Genomic DNA, 18,771 nt, shown 5'->3' with positions numbered 1-18,771 from the left:
CACGGTCCGCTCAGGTAAGGCGGGCCGATTACGAGTAAGAAATTCTAAGATTTGGCCGGCTCGGCAAGGCGGCCAGAAACCAGGAAGGAACGGGTACAATGACCATCAACTTGCAAAAGCCGGATATCACCGAGCTTAAGCCCCGCATCACCGTCTTCGGCGTCGGCGGCGGTGGCGGCAATGCCGTCAACAACATGATCACTGCGGGCCTCCAGGGCGTCGATTTCGTCGTCGCCAACACGGACGCCCAGGCGCTGACCATGACCAAGGCCGAACGCATCATCCAGATGGGTGTCGCGGTCACCGAAGGTCTTGGCGCAGGCTCCCAGCCGGAAGTCGGCCGTGCGGCCGCTGAAGAGTGCATCGATGAGATCATCGATCACCTGCAGGGCACCCACATGTGCTTCGTCACCGCCGGCATGGGCGGCGGCACCGGCACGGGTGCGGCTCCGGTCGTTGCCCAGGCTGCCCGCAACAAGGGCATCCTGACAGTCGGCGTCGTTACCAAGCCATTCCACTTCGAAGGTGCGCGCCGCATGCGGCTCGCCGACATGGGCATCGCCGAACTGCAGAAGTCGGTCGATACCCTGATCGTCATCCCGAACCAGAACCTTTTCCGGATCGCCAACGACAAGACGACGTTCGCGGACGCCTTCGCGATGGCCGACCAGGTTCTCTATTCGGGTGTTGCCTGCATCACCGACCTGATGGTCAAGGAAGGCCTCATCAACCTCGACTTCGCCGACGTCCGTTCGGTGATGCGCGAGATGGGTCGCGCCATGATGGGCACCGGCGAAGCGTCTGGCGAAGGCCGCGCAATGGCCGCTGCCGAAGCCGCGATCGCCAACCCGCTGCTTGACGAAACCTCGATGAAGGGCGCCCAGGGCCTGCTGATCTCGATCACCGGCGGCCGTGACCTGACCCTCTTTGAAGTTGACGAAGCTGCTACCCGCATCCGTGAAGAAGTCGATCCAGACGCCAACATCATTCTCGGCGCAACCTTCGATGAAGAACTCGAAGGCCTGATCCGTGTTTCTGTTGTTGCAACCGGTATCGACCGCACGGCCGCGGAGGTGGCGGATCGCAACGCCAGCTTTCGCCCGGTAGCAGCCAAGCCGATCGTTCGTCCGTCTGTGGCTATCCCGGCAGCGCCGGTTCAGCAACCGACGATCGCCCAGGCTCAGCCGGCTCCGGTCGCCCAGCAGCCGGCCCCTCAGCCGGTCCAGCAGGTTGCCTCGCAGGCCGACGCAATCGCCAAGGCCATTCGTGAAGCCGAACTGGAACGCGAGCTGTTCCTCCAGACAGCCGCGCGTCCGTCTGCTCCCGTTGCCCAGCCACAGGAAGAATTCCGCCCGCAGAGCCGCCTTTTTGCCGGCGCTGCTCCCGTCGAACAGGTCGTTCCGCAGTCGGCTCCGGTTGCTCAGCGGCAGCTTGATATGCCTGCCTATCAGGCTGCTCCGGCTGCCCAGCAGCCCGTCGCCCGCCAGGAACCGGTCGTGGCTCGCCAGGAGCCCGCAGCTCCGGTCATTCGCCAGCAGGCCGAACAGGTTCGCATGCCGAAGGTCGAAGATTTTCCGCCGATGGTGAAGGCCGAGGCTGAGCATCGGGCGCAGCCTGTCGCTCAGGAAGACCGCGGTCCGATGGGTTTGTTGAAGCGGATCACCAATTCGCTGGGACGTCGTGACGAGGAAGGTCACGCCGTTGCCGCGGATATGACCGCCGGTGCACCGTCGGCAGCTTCCCAGCAGCGTCGTCCGCTGTCGCCGGAAGCCAGCGTCTATGCACCGCGTCGGCCATCTCTCGACGATCGCGCCCGGCTCACTCCGCAGCCGCGTGCTCACGAGGACGATCAGCTCGAAATCCCGGCGTTCCTGCGCCGCCAATCGAACTGATTTTCTACCCACCTTCCACCTTGCCGAATGCCCGGGTTAACGCCCGGGCATTTTTTATGATTTTATCAATGTTTTCATTGTCTAATATAAGCTGCCGTGACGCGTAACAAACCGAAAGAAACAGTGATTTGGAATGGCGCGCCTACACTATTATGTTGAGAGTCGGGACTGAAGGGGCACACGCGATACCATACATCGCTGGCTTGAAGTTGATCCGACTGGTGGCGTGGGGCGTCGCTGATCGTGCGTCGCTTTGTGACCAAGACTTCGGTTCCGAAGAGTTTCTATCGGCGTTCTCATAGCTGTATCGCCGGCATATATAAGGCAAAGAGCATGGTACTTGGAATTGGGCAGCTTGGTTTTCAGACGACGATCGCAAGCGCCGTCACGTTGTCGGGTACCGGCGTACATTCGGGCAGTGAAGTTTCCATCACTTTCCATCCAGCCGAAGCCGATAGCGGTATCGTCTTCCAGCGTATGAACGGGGAAACCGTCGTCAGCGAATATAAGGCCGTGTCTTCGCAGGTCGGCAATACTGATCTCTGCACGGTTCTCGGCTTTTCGCCTGCTACCTTCATCGCCACCATCGAGCATGTCATGGCCGCGATCTACTCGCTTGGCCTCGATAATCTGCTGATTGAAGTTCACGGTGCCGAAATGCCGATCATGGACGGTAGCTCCGCTCCCTTCGTCGAGGCGATCGAGCAGGCCGGCGTTCGCGCCCTGGCCACCAAGCGCCGCTATATCCGCATCCTGAAGCCGGTCCGCATCGAATCGGGTGCGTCCTGGTCGGAATTCCTGCCCTACGAAGGAGGGATGCGCTTCGAAGTGGATATCGATTTCGATTGCCCGCTGATCGGTCGCCAGTCCTGGAAGGGCGATATTAACCCGTCGACCTTCAAGAGCGAACTTTCGCGTGCGCGCACCTTCGGTTTTATGCGGGATGTCGAAAAGATGTGGGCTGCAGGTCGTGGCCTGGGCTCTTCGCTTGAAAACTCGGTTGTCATCTCCGACGACAACACGGTTATCAACGTCGAAGGCCTGCGCTACGCCAAGGACGAGTTCGTGCGCCACAAGACGCTTGATGCCGTTGGCGACCTGGCACTTGCCGGCATGCCGTTCCTCGGCTGCTACCGCTCCTATCGTGGTGGTCACAAGATGAACGCGAACGCGCTGAAGGCGCTGATGAGCGATCCGAGCGCCTACGAGATTGTCGAAAGCACGCCGTCGCGTCAGCGTCCTGCCGTGCGCGAAGCGATTGCTGCCAGCGCGCAGTGAGCGTCTTCGATGGGATTGAATGCTCAGAGTTGATTTAGTCTTGAAAGCCGGCTTTTGGGCCGGCTTTTTCGCGAGATGGCTGCCACAAAATTGCGTTATTCGCTCATCATGACGTTGCGGGCGTGTTGCATCTTGATTTAAAACGCGGTTCATAGGCGGCGGTTGCCTTACCGGCGCGTGAGTGGGATTTTCTAATGGTATTTGCAGGCCAGGTTGACATGAAGAAGATGGTGCGCGTTGTCTATATCGCGCTTACCGCATCGGTAACCGGCCTCTTGCTGACGTCGTGCCAGAACGATCCCGATATCGACATTACCAAGCTGACAGCCGAGACCGATCCGCCGGAGATGCTCTATAATCAGGGTCTCGCCAACCTCCAGGCCGGCAAGACGACCGAAGCAGCGCGCAAGTTCGACGCCATCGATCAGCAGCATCCGTTTTCCGAGTATGCCCGTAAAGCTCTGGTTATGAAGGCCTTCGTTGCCTATCGCAACGGCCAGAGCCAGGATGCGATCAACGCAGCGACGCGTTACCTCAATCTCTATCCGCAGTCTGAAGACGCCGCCTACGCCCAGTACATCGTCGGCCTTGCCTATTCCAAGCAGATCCCCTCGGTAACACAGGACCAGAAGCCTGCCCAGAATACTATCGATGCGATGCAGAAGGTCATCGATAACTATCCTGATTCAGAATATGTCGAGGATGCGCAGGCCAAGATTCGCTTCGCCAAGGACCAGATTGCCGGCAAGGAGATGCAGGTCGGCCGTTATTATCTGGAGCGCAAGGAATATCTTGCCGCTGCGACGCGCTTCCGCAACGTGGTCGAGAAATATCCGACGACCAATCAGGTTGAGGAAGCTCTGGCGCGTCTCGTCGAGACGTATTTCGCGATGGGTGTCGTGAGCGAAGCGCAGACGGCTGCCGCCGTTCTTGGTCATAACTATCCGGATAGCCAGTGGTATGCCGACAGCTACAAGCTTCTGCAGTCCGGTGGGCTTGAGCCGCGCGAAAACAATGGCTCGTGGATTTCGCGCGCTGGCAAACGGCTGCTTGGCGTTTAAGGTTCAGCAGACTGCTACCATGTTGCGAATCGGCCTCGGCTACGGCAGTTTGCGGGCCGCAGATGGCTCTGTTTCCAAGCGGGCCGCTTGACGGACCCGACCCTGGGAGAATCGAAACCGGATGCTTTCACAGCTCTCGATCCGCGATATCGTCCTGATCGAACGGCTTGATCTTTCCTTCGAGACCGGCCTTTCAGTGCTGACCGGTGAAACCGGCGCGGGCAAATCCATCCTTCTCGACAGTCTGTCTTTGGCGCTCGGCGGCCGTGGTGACGGGTCTCTGGTGCGCCACGGCAGCGACAAGGGGCAGGTGACCGCGGTCTTCGACGTCGTCGGCAACCATCCCGCCCGCCTTCTCGTTCGCGAAAACGGCATCGACGACGACGGCGACCTGATCTTCCGCCGGGTGCAGAATGCTGACGGGCGCACCAAGGCCTATGTCAACGATCAGCCCGTGTCCGTGCAGCTGATGCGGCAGGCCGGCCAACTGCTCGTCGAAATTCACGGCCAGCACGATGACCGTGCCCTTGTCGATACTCACGCGCATCGCACGCTTCTCGATGCCTTCGGCGGTCTTGCGGACGAGGCGATCGGCGTCTCGGAGCTTTACCGCGTCTGGAAAGATGCCGAGCGCACCCTGCGTAAGCATCGCGAAAAGGTCGAGGCTGCCGCGCGGGAGGCCGACTATTTGCGTTCGTCAGTTGAAGAACTCGAAACCTTGTCGCCACAGGACGGCGAGGAAGAAGAACTTGCCGAACGTCGCTCGCGCATGATGAAGGCCGAGCGCATTGCCGTTGACATCAACGAGGCCAGCGAATTCCTCAACGGCAATGGGTCGCCCGTGCCGCTGATCGCCTCGCTCGTGCGCCGGCTGGAGCGCAAGAGCCATGAGGCGCCGGGGCTTCTGGAAGAGACCGTCACCTTTCTCGACACCGCTCTCAACCATCTGTCGGATGCTCAGATGGCGGTCGAGGCAGCCTTGCGCAAGACGGAATATGACCCGAAGGAACTGGAGCGTGTCGAGGAGCGCCTGTTTGCGTTACGCGCCGCCGCCCGCAAATATTCTGTTCCGGTCACCGGCCTGCCGGCACTCGCCGTGAAGATGATCTCCGACCTTGCTGATCTCGATGCCGGCGAGGAGAAGCTGAAGCAGCTGCAAGGCCAGCTGACGCTGACCAAGTCTACTTACGATTCAGCGGCTATCCTGCTTTCAGAGAAACGCCAGAATACCGCAACGGCTCTTTCCGGGGCCGTCATGGCGGAATTGCCGGCGTTGAAACTGGAACGCGCGCGCTTCATGGTCGAGGTTTCGAGCGATCCGCAGAACGCTGCCGCCGAAGGTATCGACATCGTTGAATTCCACGTCCAGACCAATCCCGGCACCCGCCCGGGTCCGATCATGAAGGTGGCATCCGGCGGCGAACTTTCGCGCTTCCTGCTGGCGCTGAAGGTCGCGCTTGCTGATCGCGGCTCGGCACCGACCCTCGTCTTCGACGAAATCGACACGGGCGTCGGTGGTGCAGTGGCCGATGCGATCGGCCAGCGGTTGAAGCGTCTGTCGGACAAGGTTCAGGTACTGTCCGTAACCCATGCGCCACAGGTCGCTGCCCGCGCAGCAACCCATCTGCTGATCTCGAAAGGTCCTTCGACCGAAAAGGCCGAGACCATCGCCACCCGCGTCGCCCGCATGGACAACAAGGCCCGTACCGAGGAAATCGCTCGCATGCTCGCCGGCGCATCAGTTACGGAAGAGGCGAGGGCTGCGGCGGCACGATTGTTAGCGGGAAACGGGTAGGCAGCGCTCTATAGCGGCATCGTGAACGTAAACCGGGTCTCATCCGGGGTGGAAATCACTGATATTCTTCCGTCGTGAACGCGGGCGATCTCGCTGGCGATGAAGAGCCCGAGACCCAGGCCTTGCTGGCTGCCACGAACCTCTCCGCGGAAGAAGGGACGAAACAGCGTTTCCATGGCCTTTTTCGAGATGGGCGCGCCACCATTCGTGACCCACAACTGAAGTTCGCTACCGGTGGTTTTTCCACCAACCTCGATCGGGATAGCCGGATCGCCGTGGGTTACGGCGTTGCCGAGCAGATTGGAAAGCAGTTGCGATATCCGCGGGTGGTCGCAGTGCACATCCTGATCGAGCTGGAAGTCGGTCTTGATCTCGCGCTGTGGGTAGATCGTGCGGATCTCGTCAACAATATGCTCCAGAACCGGTCGAAGAGGGGCTTTCGCAGCCGTTTCGAGCTTGAGACCATCACCCAGGCGGGCGCGCGCAAAGTCCATCACATTGTCCACGAGGTCGCGCATTCGGACGGCGCTCGACTGCATAGCGGCAAGCACGTCCTGCCCGCCGTCGCCAACACCGACGCGCGACAGGCGGCGGATACCCGCCATCAGCGCGGCCAGCGGATTGCGAAGGTCATGACCCAGAACGGCGATGAACTGCTCGCGCACCTCGGAAAGCTCCCGCTCTTCGGCGAGATGAGCCCGCGCCTCGACAAGATCCTGATTGCTGTCCAGATTGCTGGCAATGAGTTTGGCAAAAAGCGTAAACATGCCGATCGTCTCGGGATTCTGCACCTTGGCAGGGGCCGGATCGATTGCGCACAACGTTCCGAAGAACGTCCCGTCACGCCGGATGATTGGCACCGAGATGTAGCTCTGGAAGCCGTAGGTCAGGGGCGTGTGATGGGTTCGAAAATGCGGATCTTCATCGACGTGGTCGATGACGACGAGCTGGTGGCTCTGGCGGATTTCGTGACAGATGGTCGATTCGAGTTGAAGTTCGCCACCGGGCTTGAGACCAAAGTGGATATTGTCGAGAACCGAGCACGCGACCCACTTTTTATCGGTCACACGCGCGACGGCCGCGAAACCCATGCCGGTGGTTCGGCAGACCACTTCAAGAATCGTCGGCACATCGGCCATCCGGCCTATGAGTTGGACGTCTCTGTCGGTATCGTTCATTTCGACGTCCGTATTGCGCATGATCTGATCGTTTTAGCCGGAATGTCCAACCGAGTCATTTGCTTTTGATAAGATGCGGTTTATTCGATAGCACGGAATAGCCTGCCTGTGATTGATCCGCGGTCACTGCGGTCCAAACCTCTTCCCATCGCGCCGATTTGCTCTAAAACGTTCCCCGCATTCGAGGAGTTACTGTCATGTCGACCGCATCCGTCGCCGTTGAAAATCTCACCCTGGAAGACGCCGCTGCCGAGCTTGATCGGCTGGCGGGCGAGCTTGCCGATCACGACGCGCTTTACCACGGCAAGGACGCGCCGGAGATATCGGATGCAGACTACGACGCGCTGAAGCGCCGCAACGAGGAGATCGAGGCGCGCTTCCCGGAACTCGTGCGCGCCGACAGCCCATCAAGGAAGGTCGGCGCGGCACCCTCAGGCATCTTTCAGCAGATTGTCCATGCCCGACCGATGCTCTCGCTCGACAACGTCTTTTCGGATGAAGACGTGCGCGACTTTATCAACAGCGTCTATCGCTTCCTCGGTCGCTTGCCGGACAATTCGATCGCCTTTACCGCCGAGCCGAAGATCGACGGTCTCTCCATGTCGCTGCGGTACGAAAACGGCAAGCTCGTCAGCGCTGCCACCCGCGGCGACGGCACGGCCGGCGAGAATGTCACTGCCAACATTCGCACCATCAAGGAGATCCCGCAGACGCTTCCGACCAGCGTACCCGCCATCGTCGAAGTGCGCGGCGAAGTCTATATGGCGAAAAGCGACTTTTTGGCGCTGAACGCCCAGATGGAAGCCGAAGGCAAGCAGACCTATGTCAATCCGCGCAACACGGCCGCCGGGTCGCTGCGCCAGCTCGATCCCACGATCACAGCCAGCCGCAAGCTGAAATTCTTCGCCTATGCCTGGGGTGAAATTTCAGAAATGCCGGCCGACACGCAGCTCGGCATGGTAGAGGTCTTCAAAAGCTGGGGCTTCCCGGTCAACCCGCTGATGAAGCGGCTTTCCTCCGTCGAAGCGATCATTGAGCATTACAACGAGATCGGCCTGAAGCGCCAGGATCTCGACTACGATATCGACGGCGTCGTCTACAAGGTCGACCAGCTCGACCTGCAGCAGCGCCTCGGCTTCCGCTCGCGCTCGCCGCGTTGGGCGACAGCCCACAAGTTCCCGGCCGAGCAGGCTTTCACCACGGTCGAGAACATCGACATCCAGGTCGGTCGCACCGGCGCACTGACGCCCGTTGCCCGCCTGACGCCCGTCACTGTCGGCGGCGTCGTCGTCACCAATGCAACGCTGCACAATGCCGATTATATCGAGGGCATCGGCAACAGCGGCGAACGCATCCGCGAGTTGGACCATGATATCCGCATCGGGGATACCGTGATCGTTCAGCGCGCGGGCGACGTCATTCCGCAGGTTCTTGATGTGGTCATGGAAAAACGCCCCGCTAATGCGGTGCGCTACGAGTTCCCGAGGGTCTGCCCGGTCTGCGGCAGCCATGCGGTGCGCGAGCGCAACGAGAAGACCGGCAAGCTCGATTCTGTCACCCGCTGCACCGGCGGTTTCGTCTGCCGGGCACAGGCCGTCGAGCACCTGAAGCACTTCGTCTCCCGCAATGCCTTCGATATCGAGGGATTGGGCTCCAAGCAGATCGATTTCTTCTTCGAGGCGGAAGACCCGTCGCTGTCGATCAAGACGGCGCCCGATATCTTCACTTTGCAGCGCCGGCAGGAGGCCTCGACGCTGACCAAGCTGGAAAACATCGACGGCTTCGGCAAGGTCAGCGTGCGAAAACTCTTCGACGCGATCAACGATCGCCGCGCGGTCGCTCTGCATCGTCTGATCTATGCGCTCGGCATCCGCCATGTCGGCGAAACGACGGCGAAGCTTTTGGCGCGCTCCTATAGCAGCTACGCCGCCTTCGCCGAAGCGATGGTTGCGGCCGGCGATCTGACGTCCGAAGCCTGGAGCGACCTCAATACGATTGACGGCATCGGAGAAGTCGTCGCCCGTGCCATCGTCGAGTTCTTCAAGGAAGAGCGCAATATGGACGTCGTCTCGCGGCTTTTGAGCGAGGTGACACCCATCGATGCAGAAGCCCCGGTCGCGAGTTCCAGTCCCGTCGCGGGAAAGACTGTCGTGTTTACCGGCTCGCTGGAAAAGATGACCCGCGACGAGGCAAAGGCGATGGCCGAAAGGCTCGGCGCCAAGGTCGCAGGCTCGGTTTCGAAGAAGACGGACCTGCTGGTGGCCGGTCCCGGCGCTGGCTCCAAGCTCGAAAAAGCTCGCGAATTAGGCGTCGAAACAACGGATGAAGACGGCTGGTTTACCCTGATCGGTGGGTAACCGGCCAAGAAATTCCGCAAAAGCTTTCCTTCTTGCCTTGCCTTCTCTATGAGGGCTGCCAGATTTATGACAGTTTTATGACTGTTCCGTGACGCTGGAAAACACAGATAGGTTGGATAATGCTGGGCTGGTTCCGTAAGCTGATGCCGCGCGAAGACAAGTTCTTCGAGCTTTTCGAGGCGCATTCGCGCACGGTGGTCGGCGCAGCCGATGCCTTGAAGGCGCTGCTCGCAGGCGAGGGCGATCACGATGCCAACTGCAACCGCATCGTCGCGCTGGAAGACCAGGCCGATAACATCACCCGCGAGGTGATGCTGGCCGTTCGCCGCAGCTTCATCACCCCGTTTGACCGTGGCGACATCAAGGATCTGATCCAGTCGATGGATGACGCCATCGACATGATGCACAAGACGGTCAAGACTATCCGCCTGTTCGAACAGAAGACGTTTGATCCCGGCATGCGCGAAATGGGCGTTCTCGTCGTCGATGCCGCGCGCCTGATCGCGGAGGCCATTCCGCTGCTCGATCGCATGGGTCCGAACGCCCAGCGTCTGAGCGCCATCGCCGAAGAGATCACCCGTGTCGAGGGCCGCTCTGACGAGCTGCACGACGAAGGCCTGAAGGATCTCTTCAAGCGCCACGGTCAGTCCAACCCGATGGCCTATATCATCGGCAGCGAGATTTATGGCGAGCTGGAAAAGGTCGTCGATCGCTTCGAGGACGTCGCCAATGAAATCAGCGGCATCGTGATCGAGAACGTCTGATGGATGCCACGCTGGCCTTTCCGCTGCTCGTCGCGCTCATCGGCGTCGCGCTGTTCTTCGACTTTCTGAACGGCCTGCACGACGCAGCAAATTCGATCGCGACCATCGTCTCGACGCGGGTGCTGCGGCCGCAATATGCGGTCATGTGGGCGGCCTTCTTCAATTTCATTGCCTTCCTGTTCTTCGGTCTGCATGTGGCCGAAACGCTCGGCACCGGCATCATCGATCCGAAGATCGTCACGCCTGCCGTTATCTTTGCGGCCCTGACGGGCGCGATCGTCTGGAACATCGTCACCTGGATCTTCGGCATTCCGTCGAGTTCGTCGCACGCGTTGATCGGCGGTCTTGTCGGGGCAGGGCTTGCCTCGACGGGCGGCGATGCGATCGTGCTTGCCGGCCTTGCCAAGACGGTCGCCGCGATCTTCATGTCGCCGATGATCGGCTTTGTGCTTGCGCTCTTCCTCGTCCTGATCGTGTCCTGGATCTGCATTCGCCAGACACCCTTTGCCGTCGATCGCAGTTTCCGTGGCCTGCAGTTCATTTCCGCGTCACTCTATTCGCTCGGTCACGGCGGCAACGATGCGCAGAAGACTATGGGCATAATTGCCGTTCTGCTGTTCTCGCAGGGTTATCTCGGCTCGACCTTCTACGTACCCTTCTGGGTGGTCATCACCTGCCAGTCGGCCATGGCGCTCGGCACGCTCTTTGGCGGCTGGCGCATCGTGCATACGATGGGCTCGAAGATCACGCGGCTCAACCCGATGCAGGGGTTCTGCGCCGAAACGGGTGGTGCCTTGACGTTATTCGGCGCCACCTGGCTCGGTATCCCGGTGTCCACGACCCATACCATCACCGGCGCCATCATCGGCGTGGGTGCTGCCCGCCGCGTTTCGGCCGTGCGCTGGGGGCTTGCTGGCAATATCGTCATCGCGTGGTTCCTGACGCTGCCGGCGGCGGCTGTCATCTCGGCGCTGACCTATTTCATCGTCTCGCTATTCTGATCGTCGCGATTTTCGCGAAAATCGCTGAGGACAGAGGCGTTTCATGATGTCAGTATGGTGGCAGGTGCCCGCAGAGGCGCCGCCAACCGAGGAAAACATTCATGAAGCTTGCTACCTTGAAGGATTCGACTCGTGACGGGCGACTGGTTGTCGTGTCAAAGGATCTTACCCGTTGCTCGGAGGTCGGACACATCGCCCGCACCCTGCAGGCTGCGCTGGACGATTGGGCCTATGTCGGTCCCCGGCTGGAGAGGGTGGCAGAGGGTGTCGAAACCGGTGCACAGCCGACCATACGGTTTCACGAACATGATGCGGCGTCTCCGCTGCCGCGCGCCTTTGCATCCAGTCTTGGTGGCTATTTCTCGGCGCCGCGCGATCCCCTGAACATTTCATCTGGTGAAGCGCAGGTGGAAGCCCGTGCCGTTGTTATTCTCGATGATTTCTTGACCGATGCGGATGCCTCGTCCAACGGCCCTCAAGTCGCGCTGGTCATGCTTGCGGCGACCGTTTCGGCCAATGGCGGCGATACTGCCTTTTCACCGGTTGCCGTCACGCGCGATGAGCTTGAAAATCTTTCGCTGCATCTCACCATCAACGGAAACCCTGTTTCCGACAGTTCGAAAAGCGGCGCAGGCAGCTCCATTGATGATATTGCCATACCGGCGCCGAACCGCTCCCTTGGTGCCGGCAGTATCGTGATCACCGGTCTGGACGGTGTCCAGACGACTGTGCGCGCAGGAGACACATTTCGCCTGGAGAGCAATGATCGCACCGGCCACTCGATATTCGGCGCGATTGAACGGAAGACTGCTTCGGCGGGCTGAATTCTTCACCTTCCACGAGGAGAGGTGGACAGTCAGTCCCATGTGTTGTCCACCTTCTAATTCCTGAATTGTTTTTTTGCACTGCACGCGCTAGGAAGGCGCGCCCGTTGCCAGCGCTCTGCTTGCGTATCCCGGCACCGGCGCGTCGGCCTTCTGCCGACCTGACGGATTGGAGGATCCGGTTATGGAAACCATCACGACAATCGCGGAGCTTCGCGCCCGCCTTGCACCGCACCGGCTTGCCGGAAAGTCCATCGGTCTTGTTCCGACCATGGGTTATTTGCATGTAGGACATATGGAACTTGTGGCGCGCGCCCGGGCGTCAAGCGACATCGTTGTCGTCAGCCTGTTCGTGAACCCACTGCAGTTCGGCGCCAACGAGGATCTTGCCAAATATCCGCGCAATCTCGAGCGGGATGAGGCCATGCTCGTGGAAGGCGGCGTCGATTTCCTCTTCGCTCCGGGCGTCAAGGATATGTATCCGCGTCCGATGGAAGCCGTCGTGGATGTGCCGACGCTGGGCAGCGAGCTTGAAGGCTCCGTTCGTCCCGGCCATTTCGCGGGTGTCGCCACCGTCGTGACCAAACTTTTCAACATCATTCAGCCGGATCGCGCCTTCTTTGGCGAAAAGGATTTTCAGCAGCTGCAGTTGATCCGGCGCATGGTCGCCGATCTGGCGCAGCCGGTCGAGGTCATCGGCGTGCCGACGGTGCGCGAAGCCGATGGGCTCGCCTGTTCGTCACGCAATGTCTATCTTACGCCTGAGGAACGAGCCGCTGCCGCGATCGTGCCAAAGGCGCTTGACGAGGCCTCGCGGCTGGTGGCCGAAGGCGTCACCGATGTCGGCGCGCTCGAGCTGGCGATCAGTGAATTCATCGACACTGAGCCGCTGGCAAAGCCGGAAGTGATCGCGATCCGCGATCCCGAAACCTTGCGAATTGTCAGCGAAATCGGTGAAAAACCGGTTCTTCTGTTGCTTTTTATCCGCTTCGGGAGCACGAAACTGCTCGATAACAGGGTCATCGACCCCAAAAACGTGAAATTCGCAAAGGTGGCTTGAATGAGTGTACATACAGCGAAACGGCGCCTGGCGCCGGCCGACATCAAGGCACTCAAGGGCGAGCGCCCAATCGTAAGCCTCACCGCCTACACGACGCCAGTCGCCAAGCTGCTCGATCCGCACGTGGATTTCATGCTGGTCGGCGATAGCCTCGGCATGGTGCTTTATGGTCTCGATTCGACTGTCGGCGTGACCATTGAGATGATGATCGCCCATGGTCAGGCCGTCATGCGCGGCTCGTCCAATGCCTGCGTCGTCGTCGACCTGCCGTTCGGCTCCTATCAGATGTCGAAGGAGCAGGCCTTCGAGACGGCCGCCCGCGTTCTGAAGGAAACTGGCTGTTCTGCCGTCAAGCTCGAAGGAGGTGGTGAAATGGCTGAAACGGTCCGTTTCCTCACCGAGCGCGGCATTCCGGTGCTCGGCCATGTGGGCCTTATGCCGCAGCTCATCAACACCACGGGCGGTTATCGCTCGCTTGGCCGCAACGACAAGGAAGTGGAGAAGATCCGCCGCGATGCCGCAGCCATCGAAGAAGCCGGCGCTTTTGCGATCGTCATCGAAGGCACGGTCGAGCCGGTTGCGCGTGAGATCACATCGCAAGTCAATGTGCCAACCATCGGCATTGGCGCGTCGCCGGCCTGCGACGGGCAGGTTCTCGTCGTAGATGACGTGCTCGGCATCTTCACGGATTTCAAGCCGCGCTTCGTCAAGCATTTCGCCAATCTTGCACCTCTCATGAGCGAAGCCTTCGCGACCTATGCTGCCGAGGTGAAGGCGCGCAGCTTCCCAGGCCCTGAGCATACGTTCCAGCTCAAGCGTTGATTTATATGGTTTTCCCTTCTCCCCGTCTTCGGGGAGAAGGTGCCCGAAGGGCGGATGAGGGGCTGAATCTCGACATTCTCGGGGGGAGGAGAGTTTTGTCCCTCACCCTGGCCCACTCTCCGCAGGCGGGGAGAGGGGAAGATCGCGTCTCTTTTCGCCATCCGGGATGAGTGACCTCTGCATCAGCAAAACGGATCGCTTCATCAAACTTATTCAATTGTCGCACCGCCTTTGCCGGCCTATTTCAGGCTTTCATTTCGTAAGGCAGAAGCTGTGCGTCTGCCGCCCCCAAAGGCATGCTCATGATCAACGACGAGTTCTGGCAAGGCGTGCGCCGCGGCTTTCCCATCATGCTTGCTGCGTCGCCGTTCGGCGCGCTCTTCGGAGCGCTTGCCATCGACAATGGTTTTTCAATCTTCGATGCCGTGTTCATGAGCGTGACCGTCTACGCGGGCGCGAGCCAGATGGTCGGCATCGAACTCTTCAATCACAACGTCCAGCCATGGCTGATCGTGCTTTCGGTCTTTGCCGTCAACTTCCGCCACATTCTCTATTCGGCGTCACTCGCCCGCTATATCGGCCATTTCAGCCCGCTACAGAAGCTTGTCGCCTTCTTCCTGCTGACAGACCCGCAATATGCCGAATCGGAAAAGAAGGGCGAGAGCGGCGAGACCGTAAGCTTCATCTGGTACCTCGGTTTCGGCATGATCATCTATCTGCCTTGGCAGATCATGACGCTGATCGGCGCGATCTTTGGCCAGATGATCGGCGATCCGAAGGCCATCGGCCTCGATGTGCTGCTTCCCATTTATTTCATGGGTCTGGTTCTGGGCTTTCGCAGGCGTGACAACTGGTTGCCGGTCGTGGCTGTCAGCGCCGTCGTTTCCGTTGGCGCAATGCATTTCGTGGGTTCGCCCTGGCATGTCAGCATCGGCGCGCTTGCCGGTGTGATTCTCGCCGCCTGCCTGCCGCTGCGTACCCCGCCGGAAGAGCCGGTGACGCTGGAGCATGAGGTCTAGGATGATGGGAAGTTCCGATCATATGCACCTCGTCTATATCATCCTCGCTGCCGCGGTTGCGACCTTCATCACCCGTATCGGCGGTTACGTGATGATGACCCAGATGAAGCGCATCCCGCCGCGCATGGAAGCCGCGCTCAATGCGGTTCCCGCCGCCGTACTCACCACGCTGGTCGCGCCGGCTTTCGTTTACGGCGGCTGGGACGTGACAACCTCGATGGCCGTCGCCTTCCTCGTGGGCCTGCGTTTCAATTCGCTCTGGATGCTGCTTGTCGGTTGGCTCGTGGTGATGGCGCTGCGGCATTTCGGCGGGTTCTGAGGCTGCGGCACAATTTGGAATTTGCCGCTCCCCCCTTGAGGGGGAGATGCCCGGCAGGGCAGAGGGGAGTGAGCGGAGAACACTGGGCGAGCGAAACACCCGTTGATTACTTCACAGCAATGGCCGCCGTTGCAGCCTTCAGCCAGTCGCGCGTCTTGTCGTCATCCAAAAGCGGGAGAAGCTTCTCGCAGGTTTCGGCATGATAGGCGTTGAGCCAGTCCAGCTCTTCCGCCGTCAGCAGCCCCGCCACCACCAGCCGCCGGTCGATCGGGCAGAAGGTCATCGTCTCAAAACCGAGCATCGGCAGGTCGCCGCCCTCGATCGTATCCGCCGGCAGCACATATACGAGGTTTTCGATGCGGATGCCGAAGGCGCCGGGGCGATAGTAACCGGGCTCATTGGAGAGGATCATGCCCGGGAGCAGCTCCTGCATCGCCGCCCGCGAGATGCGCTGCGGTCCTTCATGCACCGAAAGATAGGAGCCGACACCGTGGCCGGTGCCGTGGGCGAAGTCCGCGCCGGCCTTCCACAGCGCGATACGCGCGAGCGGATCGAGATCAACGCCGCGCGATGCCTTGGGGAAGCGCGCCGTGGAAATCGCGATCATGCCCTTGAGCACCAGCGTGAAGAAGCGTCTCTGTTCGTGTGGCACATTGCCGATCGCAACCGTGCGGGTAATGTCGGTCGTGCCGTTGATGTACTGTCCGCCCGAGTCGATCAGGAACATGCTGCCATCGGCAATCGTGAGGTCCGTATCGGTCGTGACACGGTAATGCATGATGGCGGCATGGCTGCCCGCACCGGCGATTGTGTCGAAGGAGATATCCTTGAGCGGGTTCTGCATCCGCTCGCCGACAACCTTGCGGCAGCTCTCAAGCTTCTCCGTCGCTGCGATTTCCGTCACCGTTCCGGCTGTGGTCGAGTCGAGCCAGGCCAGGAATTCTACCATGGCTGCGCCATCCTGCAGGTGCGCCTTCAGCGAACCCTCGATTTCCGCCTTGTTCTTGCAGGCGCGAGGCAGGCGTGCCGGATCGGCCGCCTCAACCACCGTGCCGCCGCTTACGCGGATGCATTCCGCAAGCGCAAAGGGGGCGTGATCCGGGTCGATCATGATGGAGACACCGCCGGCCGCCAGCGCTGATATCCGGTCGAGGAAGCTTGTGGGCGGTTCGATCCGGGCGAGCTGCGTCAGATAGGCTTCCTCCTCGATCCCCGTCTTGCGCTTGTCGAGGAAGATTTCGGCGCTGCCGTCGGCGTGGATGATGCCACGGGCGAGGGGATGCGGCGTGTGCGGCACGTCACTGCCACGGATATTGAAGGTCCAGGCAATGGAGGAGGGGTCGGTCAGCACGACGGCTGCAGCGCCGGCCTTGACTGTATCCGCGGCCATACGGGCGATCTTGTCCCTGGCGAGCTCGCCGGCATTCTCGTTGCTCTGGATTTTCACCCGGCCAAGCGGTGCATCGGGGCGGTTCGCCCAGAGGCGGTCGAGCGGGTTATGTTCGAGGAAGACGAGTGTGCCGCCCATCTTCTCAAGTGCCTTTTCAAGCTTGCGAACTTCCGCGCCGGTGTGCAGCCAGGGATCGATACCCAGGCGGAATCCCTTTGATCCATGCTTTTCCAGCCAGACATGTGGCGGCTCGCCGACCAGATCCCCGCCGGTAAAGACGCTGCCGTCCACCTGCTCGGCAAGCTGGGTCACGTAGCGGCCATCCACAAAGACAACAGCCTTGCTCGGCGTCAGCAAGGCAACGCCGGCGGACCCGGTGAAACCCGTCAGCCACGCGAGGCGCTCGGCACTTGCCGGCACGTATTCGCCCTGGAATTCATCGGCGCGAGGAACGAGGAAACCATCGACCTCAAGCGCTGCGAGGGCCGCGCGCAAGGCGTCTGTGCGCTCCTTGCCGAATTGCGGGGTGGAGGTGACTTCGAAAGACTGGAACATCAGATTGCCTGCTACATTGAACGGATGGTCTCAAGCCCAGCGCGAAGCGCAGGGGCTCAAAGTTGGTGCACTTTAGCCGAAACAGCGTCTTACAACAGCGCCGGGCCGCCTCAATCCCTGATAATTTTCCGGGGAGCTCGCGCTGACGATGGTGCGCAGGCCGTCCGAAATTATCATACTTATGCGCCTGACGCATGGCACCTATGCCGACAAGCCTCTATCGCATTCGGAAAAATAGTCTATAAACCCGCTCAACGAACTGAGGCACGCACTTGGTTCCCGCAAATGCCGAAAGGCAACGCACTGCATGGTTCAAACATAGTCGGTTATCCTTCTCCTCCTCCCTCCGGATAATCGATTTTGAGCCATGGAGAGTCCGCTTGAGCGCTCCTCCTCCTCAAGCTCGCGGACATGGCCGGCTTGCCGGTCAGCGGGCGATGCTTCGGCATCGCCTTTGTTTTGAAAAGCCGCTTGCCATGATGGCAGGCGGCTTTTTCAATTTCCGGGTTCTGTGAAAATCGAAAATCCCGTCTGTTTGAAAGACGGGACAGGCTCTTAGGCGCGATCGAGATGGATCGTTACCCAGCCATTGCGCCAGATGGTGCGTACATGACGCAAGTGCTGGGCGTTGTAGGCCGAGAGCACCTTCCAGCGCTGCGAAGCGAGAATTCCCGAAAGAATGACGGAGCCCGCCGGTGCAAGGTGGTTGGCAAGTTGCGGTGCCATCGAAATCAGCGGACGGGCTAGGATGTTTGCGATGATCAGGTCGAAGGGGCCATAGGTATCGAAGGCGGGGGAGTGGAAGCCTGCCGCGGTGATAGTCCGGATGCCCGTGACGATGCCGTTGCGGCGCACATTATCGGCGGCAACACGGGTTGCGATCGGGTCGATATCCGTTGCCAGAACCGGCACATGCTTGAGTTTGCGCACCGCGATCGCGAGCACGCCACTGCCGGTGCCGAGATCAAGCACATTGGTAACGCGGCGTGCGCGAACAATCCTGTCGATCACTTCCAGGCAGCCTGCCGTCGTACCGTGGTGACCGGTGCCGAAAGCCTGTCCCGCATCGATTTCGATGGAAAGATCGTTTTCCTTTACCTTGTCGCGGTCGTGCGAGCCATGGACGATGAAACGCCCGGCCCGAACGGGTGACAAGCCTTCGAGCGATTTGGCAATCCAGTCGATATCCGGAATGACCTCCCGCTGGATGTCCGTGCCGGGCATATGCGCCTCGATAAGTTCGGCAAAGCGGGGCTGCATCTCCTCTTCTTCGTCCAGAAGCAGATAGAGGGAGGCTTCCCAGATGTCGTTCTTTTCGTCGATCTCCATGGTGGCGATCGCATAGCCCTCGTCTTCGAAGGCATCTGTCATATGTCCCAGGATGACGTCCGCCTGCTTTTCGGTCGTGCTGATGAAGAGGCGAATATCGGCCACGGCGCTGTCCTTTGCATCATGG

The 18,771-nt window shown here is 60.2% G+C and carries 15 protein-coding genes; 12 read left to right on the top strand and 3 right to left on the bottom strand.

Going from position 1 to position 18,771, the window contains the following annotated elements; all coding sequences use genetic code 11:
- Positions 1 to 98 precede the first annotated feature (98 nt).
- The 4 genes from ftsZ to recN all read left to right on the top strand — a co-directional run bounded on the left by ftsZ (position 99) and on the right by recN (position 6,026).
- The gene (gene ftsZ / locus QO002_RS15230; RefSeq protein WP_307231108.1) at positions 99 to 1,892 is read left to right on the top strand and encodes a cell division protein FtsZ; all 1,794 of its coding nucleotides are present in this window, start codon (positions 99 to 101) and stop codon (positions 1,890 to 1,892) included.
- A 333-nt stretch (positions 1,893 to 2,225) separates the two neighbouring features.
- Positions 2,226 to 3,170, top strand: coding sequence for a UDP-3-O-acyl-N-acetylglucosamine deacetylase (gene lpxC / locus QO002_RS15225; protein WP_307231106.1), 945 nt, complete (start codon positions 2,226 to 2,228; stop codon positions 3,168 to 3,170).
- A 194-nt stretch (positions 3,171 to 3,364) separates the two neighbouring features.
- On the top strand, positions 3,365 to 4,231 hold the full coding sequence (locus QO002_RS15220; RefSeq protein ID WP_307231104.1) for an outer membrane protein assembly factor BamD: 867 nt from the start codon (positions 3,365 to 3,367) through the stop codon (positions 4,229 to 4,231).
- Between the two features lie 121 nt (positions 4,232 to 4,352).
- On the top strand, positions 4,353 to 6,026 hold the full coding sequence (gene recN / locus QO002_RS15215; protein WP_307231102.1) for a DNA repair protein RecN: 1,674 nt from the start codon (positions 4,353 to 4,355) through the stop codon (positions 6,024 to 6,026).
- Between the two features lie 8 nt (positions 6,027 to 6,034).
- Here recN and QO002_RS15210 read toward each other — a convergent pair whose 3' ends face one another.
- On the bottom strand, positions 6,035 to 7,225 hold the full coding sequence (locus QO002_RS15210) for a GAF domain-containing sensor histidine kinase (RefSeq protein ID WP_307231100.1): 1,191 nt from the start codon (positions 7,223 to 7,225) through the stop codon (positions 6,035 to 6,037).
- A gap of 176 nt (positions 7,226 to 7,401) precedes the next feature.
- Here QO002_RS15210 and ligA point away from each other — a divergent pair, with 176 nt between their 5' ends.
- From ligA to QO002_RS15170, 8 genes are all read left to right on the top strand, one after another.
- On the top strand, positions 7,402 to 9,561 hold the full coding sequence (gene ligA / locus QO002_RS15205; RefSeq protein ID WP_307231098.1) for an NAD-dependent DNA ligase LigA: 2,160 nt from the start codon (positions 7,402 to 7,404) through the stop codon (positions 9,559 to 9,561).
- Positions 9,562 to 9,680: 119 nt separating this feature from the next.
- The gene (locus QO002_RS15200) at positions 9,681 to 10,325 is read left to right on the top strand and encodes a DUF47 domain-containing protein (protein WP_307231096.1); all 645 of its coding nucleotides are present in this window, start codon (positions 9,681 to 9,683) and stop codon (positions 10,323 to 10,325) included.
- Positions 10,325 to 11,326, top strand: a complete 1,002-nt coding sequence (locus tag QO002_RS15195) for an inorganic phosphate transporter (protein ID WP_307231094.1) — start codon at positions 10,325 to 10,327, stop codon at positions 11,324 to 11,326. The genes QO002_RS15200 and QO002_RS15195 overlap by 1 nt, the downstream gene beginning before the upstream one ends.
- Positions 11,327 to 11,427: 101 nt before the next feature.
- The gene (locus QO002_RS15190) at positions 11,428 to 12,150 is read left to right on the top strand and encodes a fumarylacetoacetate hydrolase family protein (RefSeq protein WP_307231092.1); all 723 of its coding nucleotides are present in this window, start codon (positions 11,428 to 11,430) and stop codon (positions 12,148 to 12,150) included.
- Positions 12,151 to 12,334: 184 nt separating this feature from the next.
- On the top strand, positions 12,335 to 13,210 hold the full coding sequence (panC, locus tag QO002_RS15185; RefSeq protein ID WP_307231090.1) for a pantoate--beta-alanine ligase: 876 nt from the start codon (positions 12,335 to 12,337) through the stop codon (positions 13,208 to 13,210).
- A complete protein-coding gene (panB, locus tag QO002_RS15180; protein WP_307231088.1) occupies positions 13,211 to 14,032 on the top strand; it encodes a 3-methyl-2-oxobutanoate hydroxymethyltransferase in 822 nt (273 codons plus the stop codon).
- 302 nt (positions 14,033 to 14,334) lie between these two features.
- Entirely contained in the window at positions 14,335 to 15,051 is a 717-nt protein-coding gene (locus QO002_RS15175; RefSeq protein ID WP_307231085.1) for an AzlC family ABC transporter permease, read from the top strand.
- A gap of 4 nt (positions 15,052 to 15,055) precedes the next feature.
- Complete coding sequence (locus QO002_RS15170) at positions 15,056 to 15,370, top strand: AzlD family protein (protein ID WP_307233425.1); 315 nt, start codon at positions 15,056 to 15,058, stop codon at positions 15,368 to 15,370.
- A 106-nt stretch (positions 15,371 to 15,476) separates the two neighbouring features.
- Here the strand turns inward: QO002_RS15170 and QO002_RS15165 are convergent, their stop codons facing one another.
- Together QO002_RS15165 and QO002_RS15160 are read right to left on the bottom strand one after the other, a co-directional pair.
- The gene (locus QO002_RS15165; protein WP_307231083.1) at positions 15,477 to 17,315 is read right to left on the bottom strand and encodes an aminopeptidase P family protein; all 1,839 of its coding nucleotides are present in this window, start codon (positions 17,313 to 17,315) and stop codon (positions 15,477 to 15,479) included.
- Positions 17,316 to 17,870: 555 nt separating this feature from the next.
- Complete coding sequence (locus tag QO002_RS15160; RefSeq protein WP_307231081.1) at positions 17,871 to 18,749, bottom strand: 50S ribosomal protein L11 methyltransferase; 879 nt, start codon at positions 18,747 to 18,749, stop codon at positions 17,871 to 17,873.
- Between the last annotated feature and the right edge of the window lie 22 nt (positions 18,750 to 18,771).

Source organism: Pararhizobium capsulatum DSM 1112 (genome assembly GCF_030814475.1).
GTDB classification, from domain to species: Bacteria; Pseudomonadota; Alphaproteobacteria; order Rhizobiales; family Rhizobiaceae; genus Pararhizobium; species Pararhizobium capsulatum.
The sequence above is the reverse complement of the archived record's forward strand: the minus strand, read 5'-3'. Positions and strand labels throughout refer to the sequence as shown.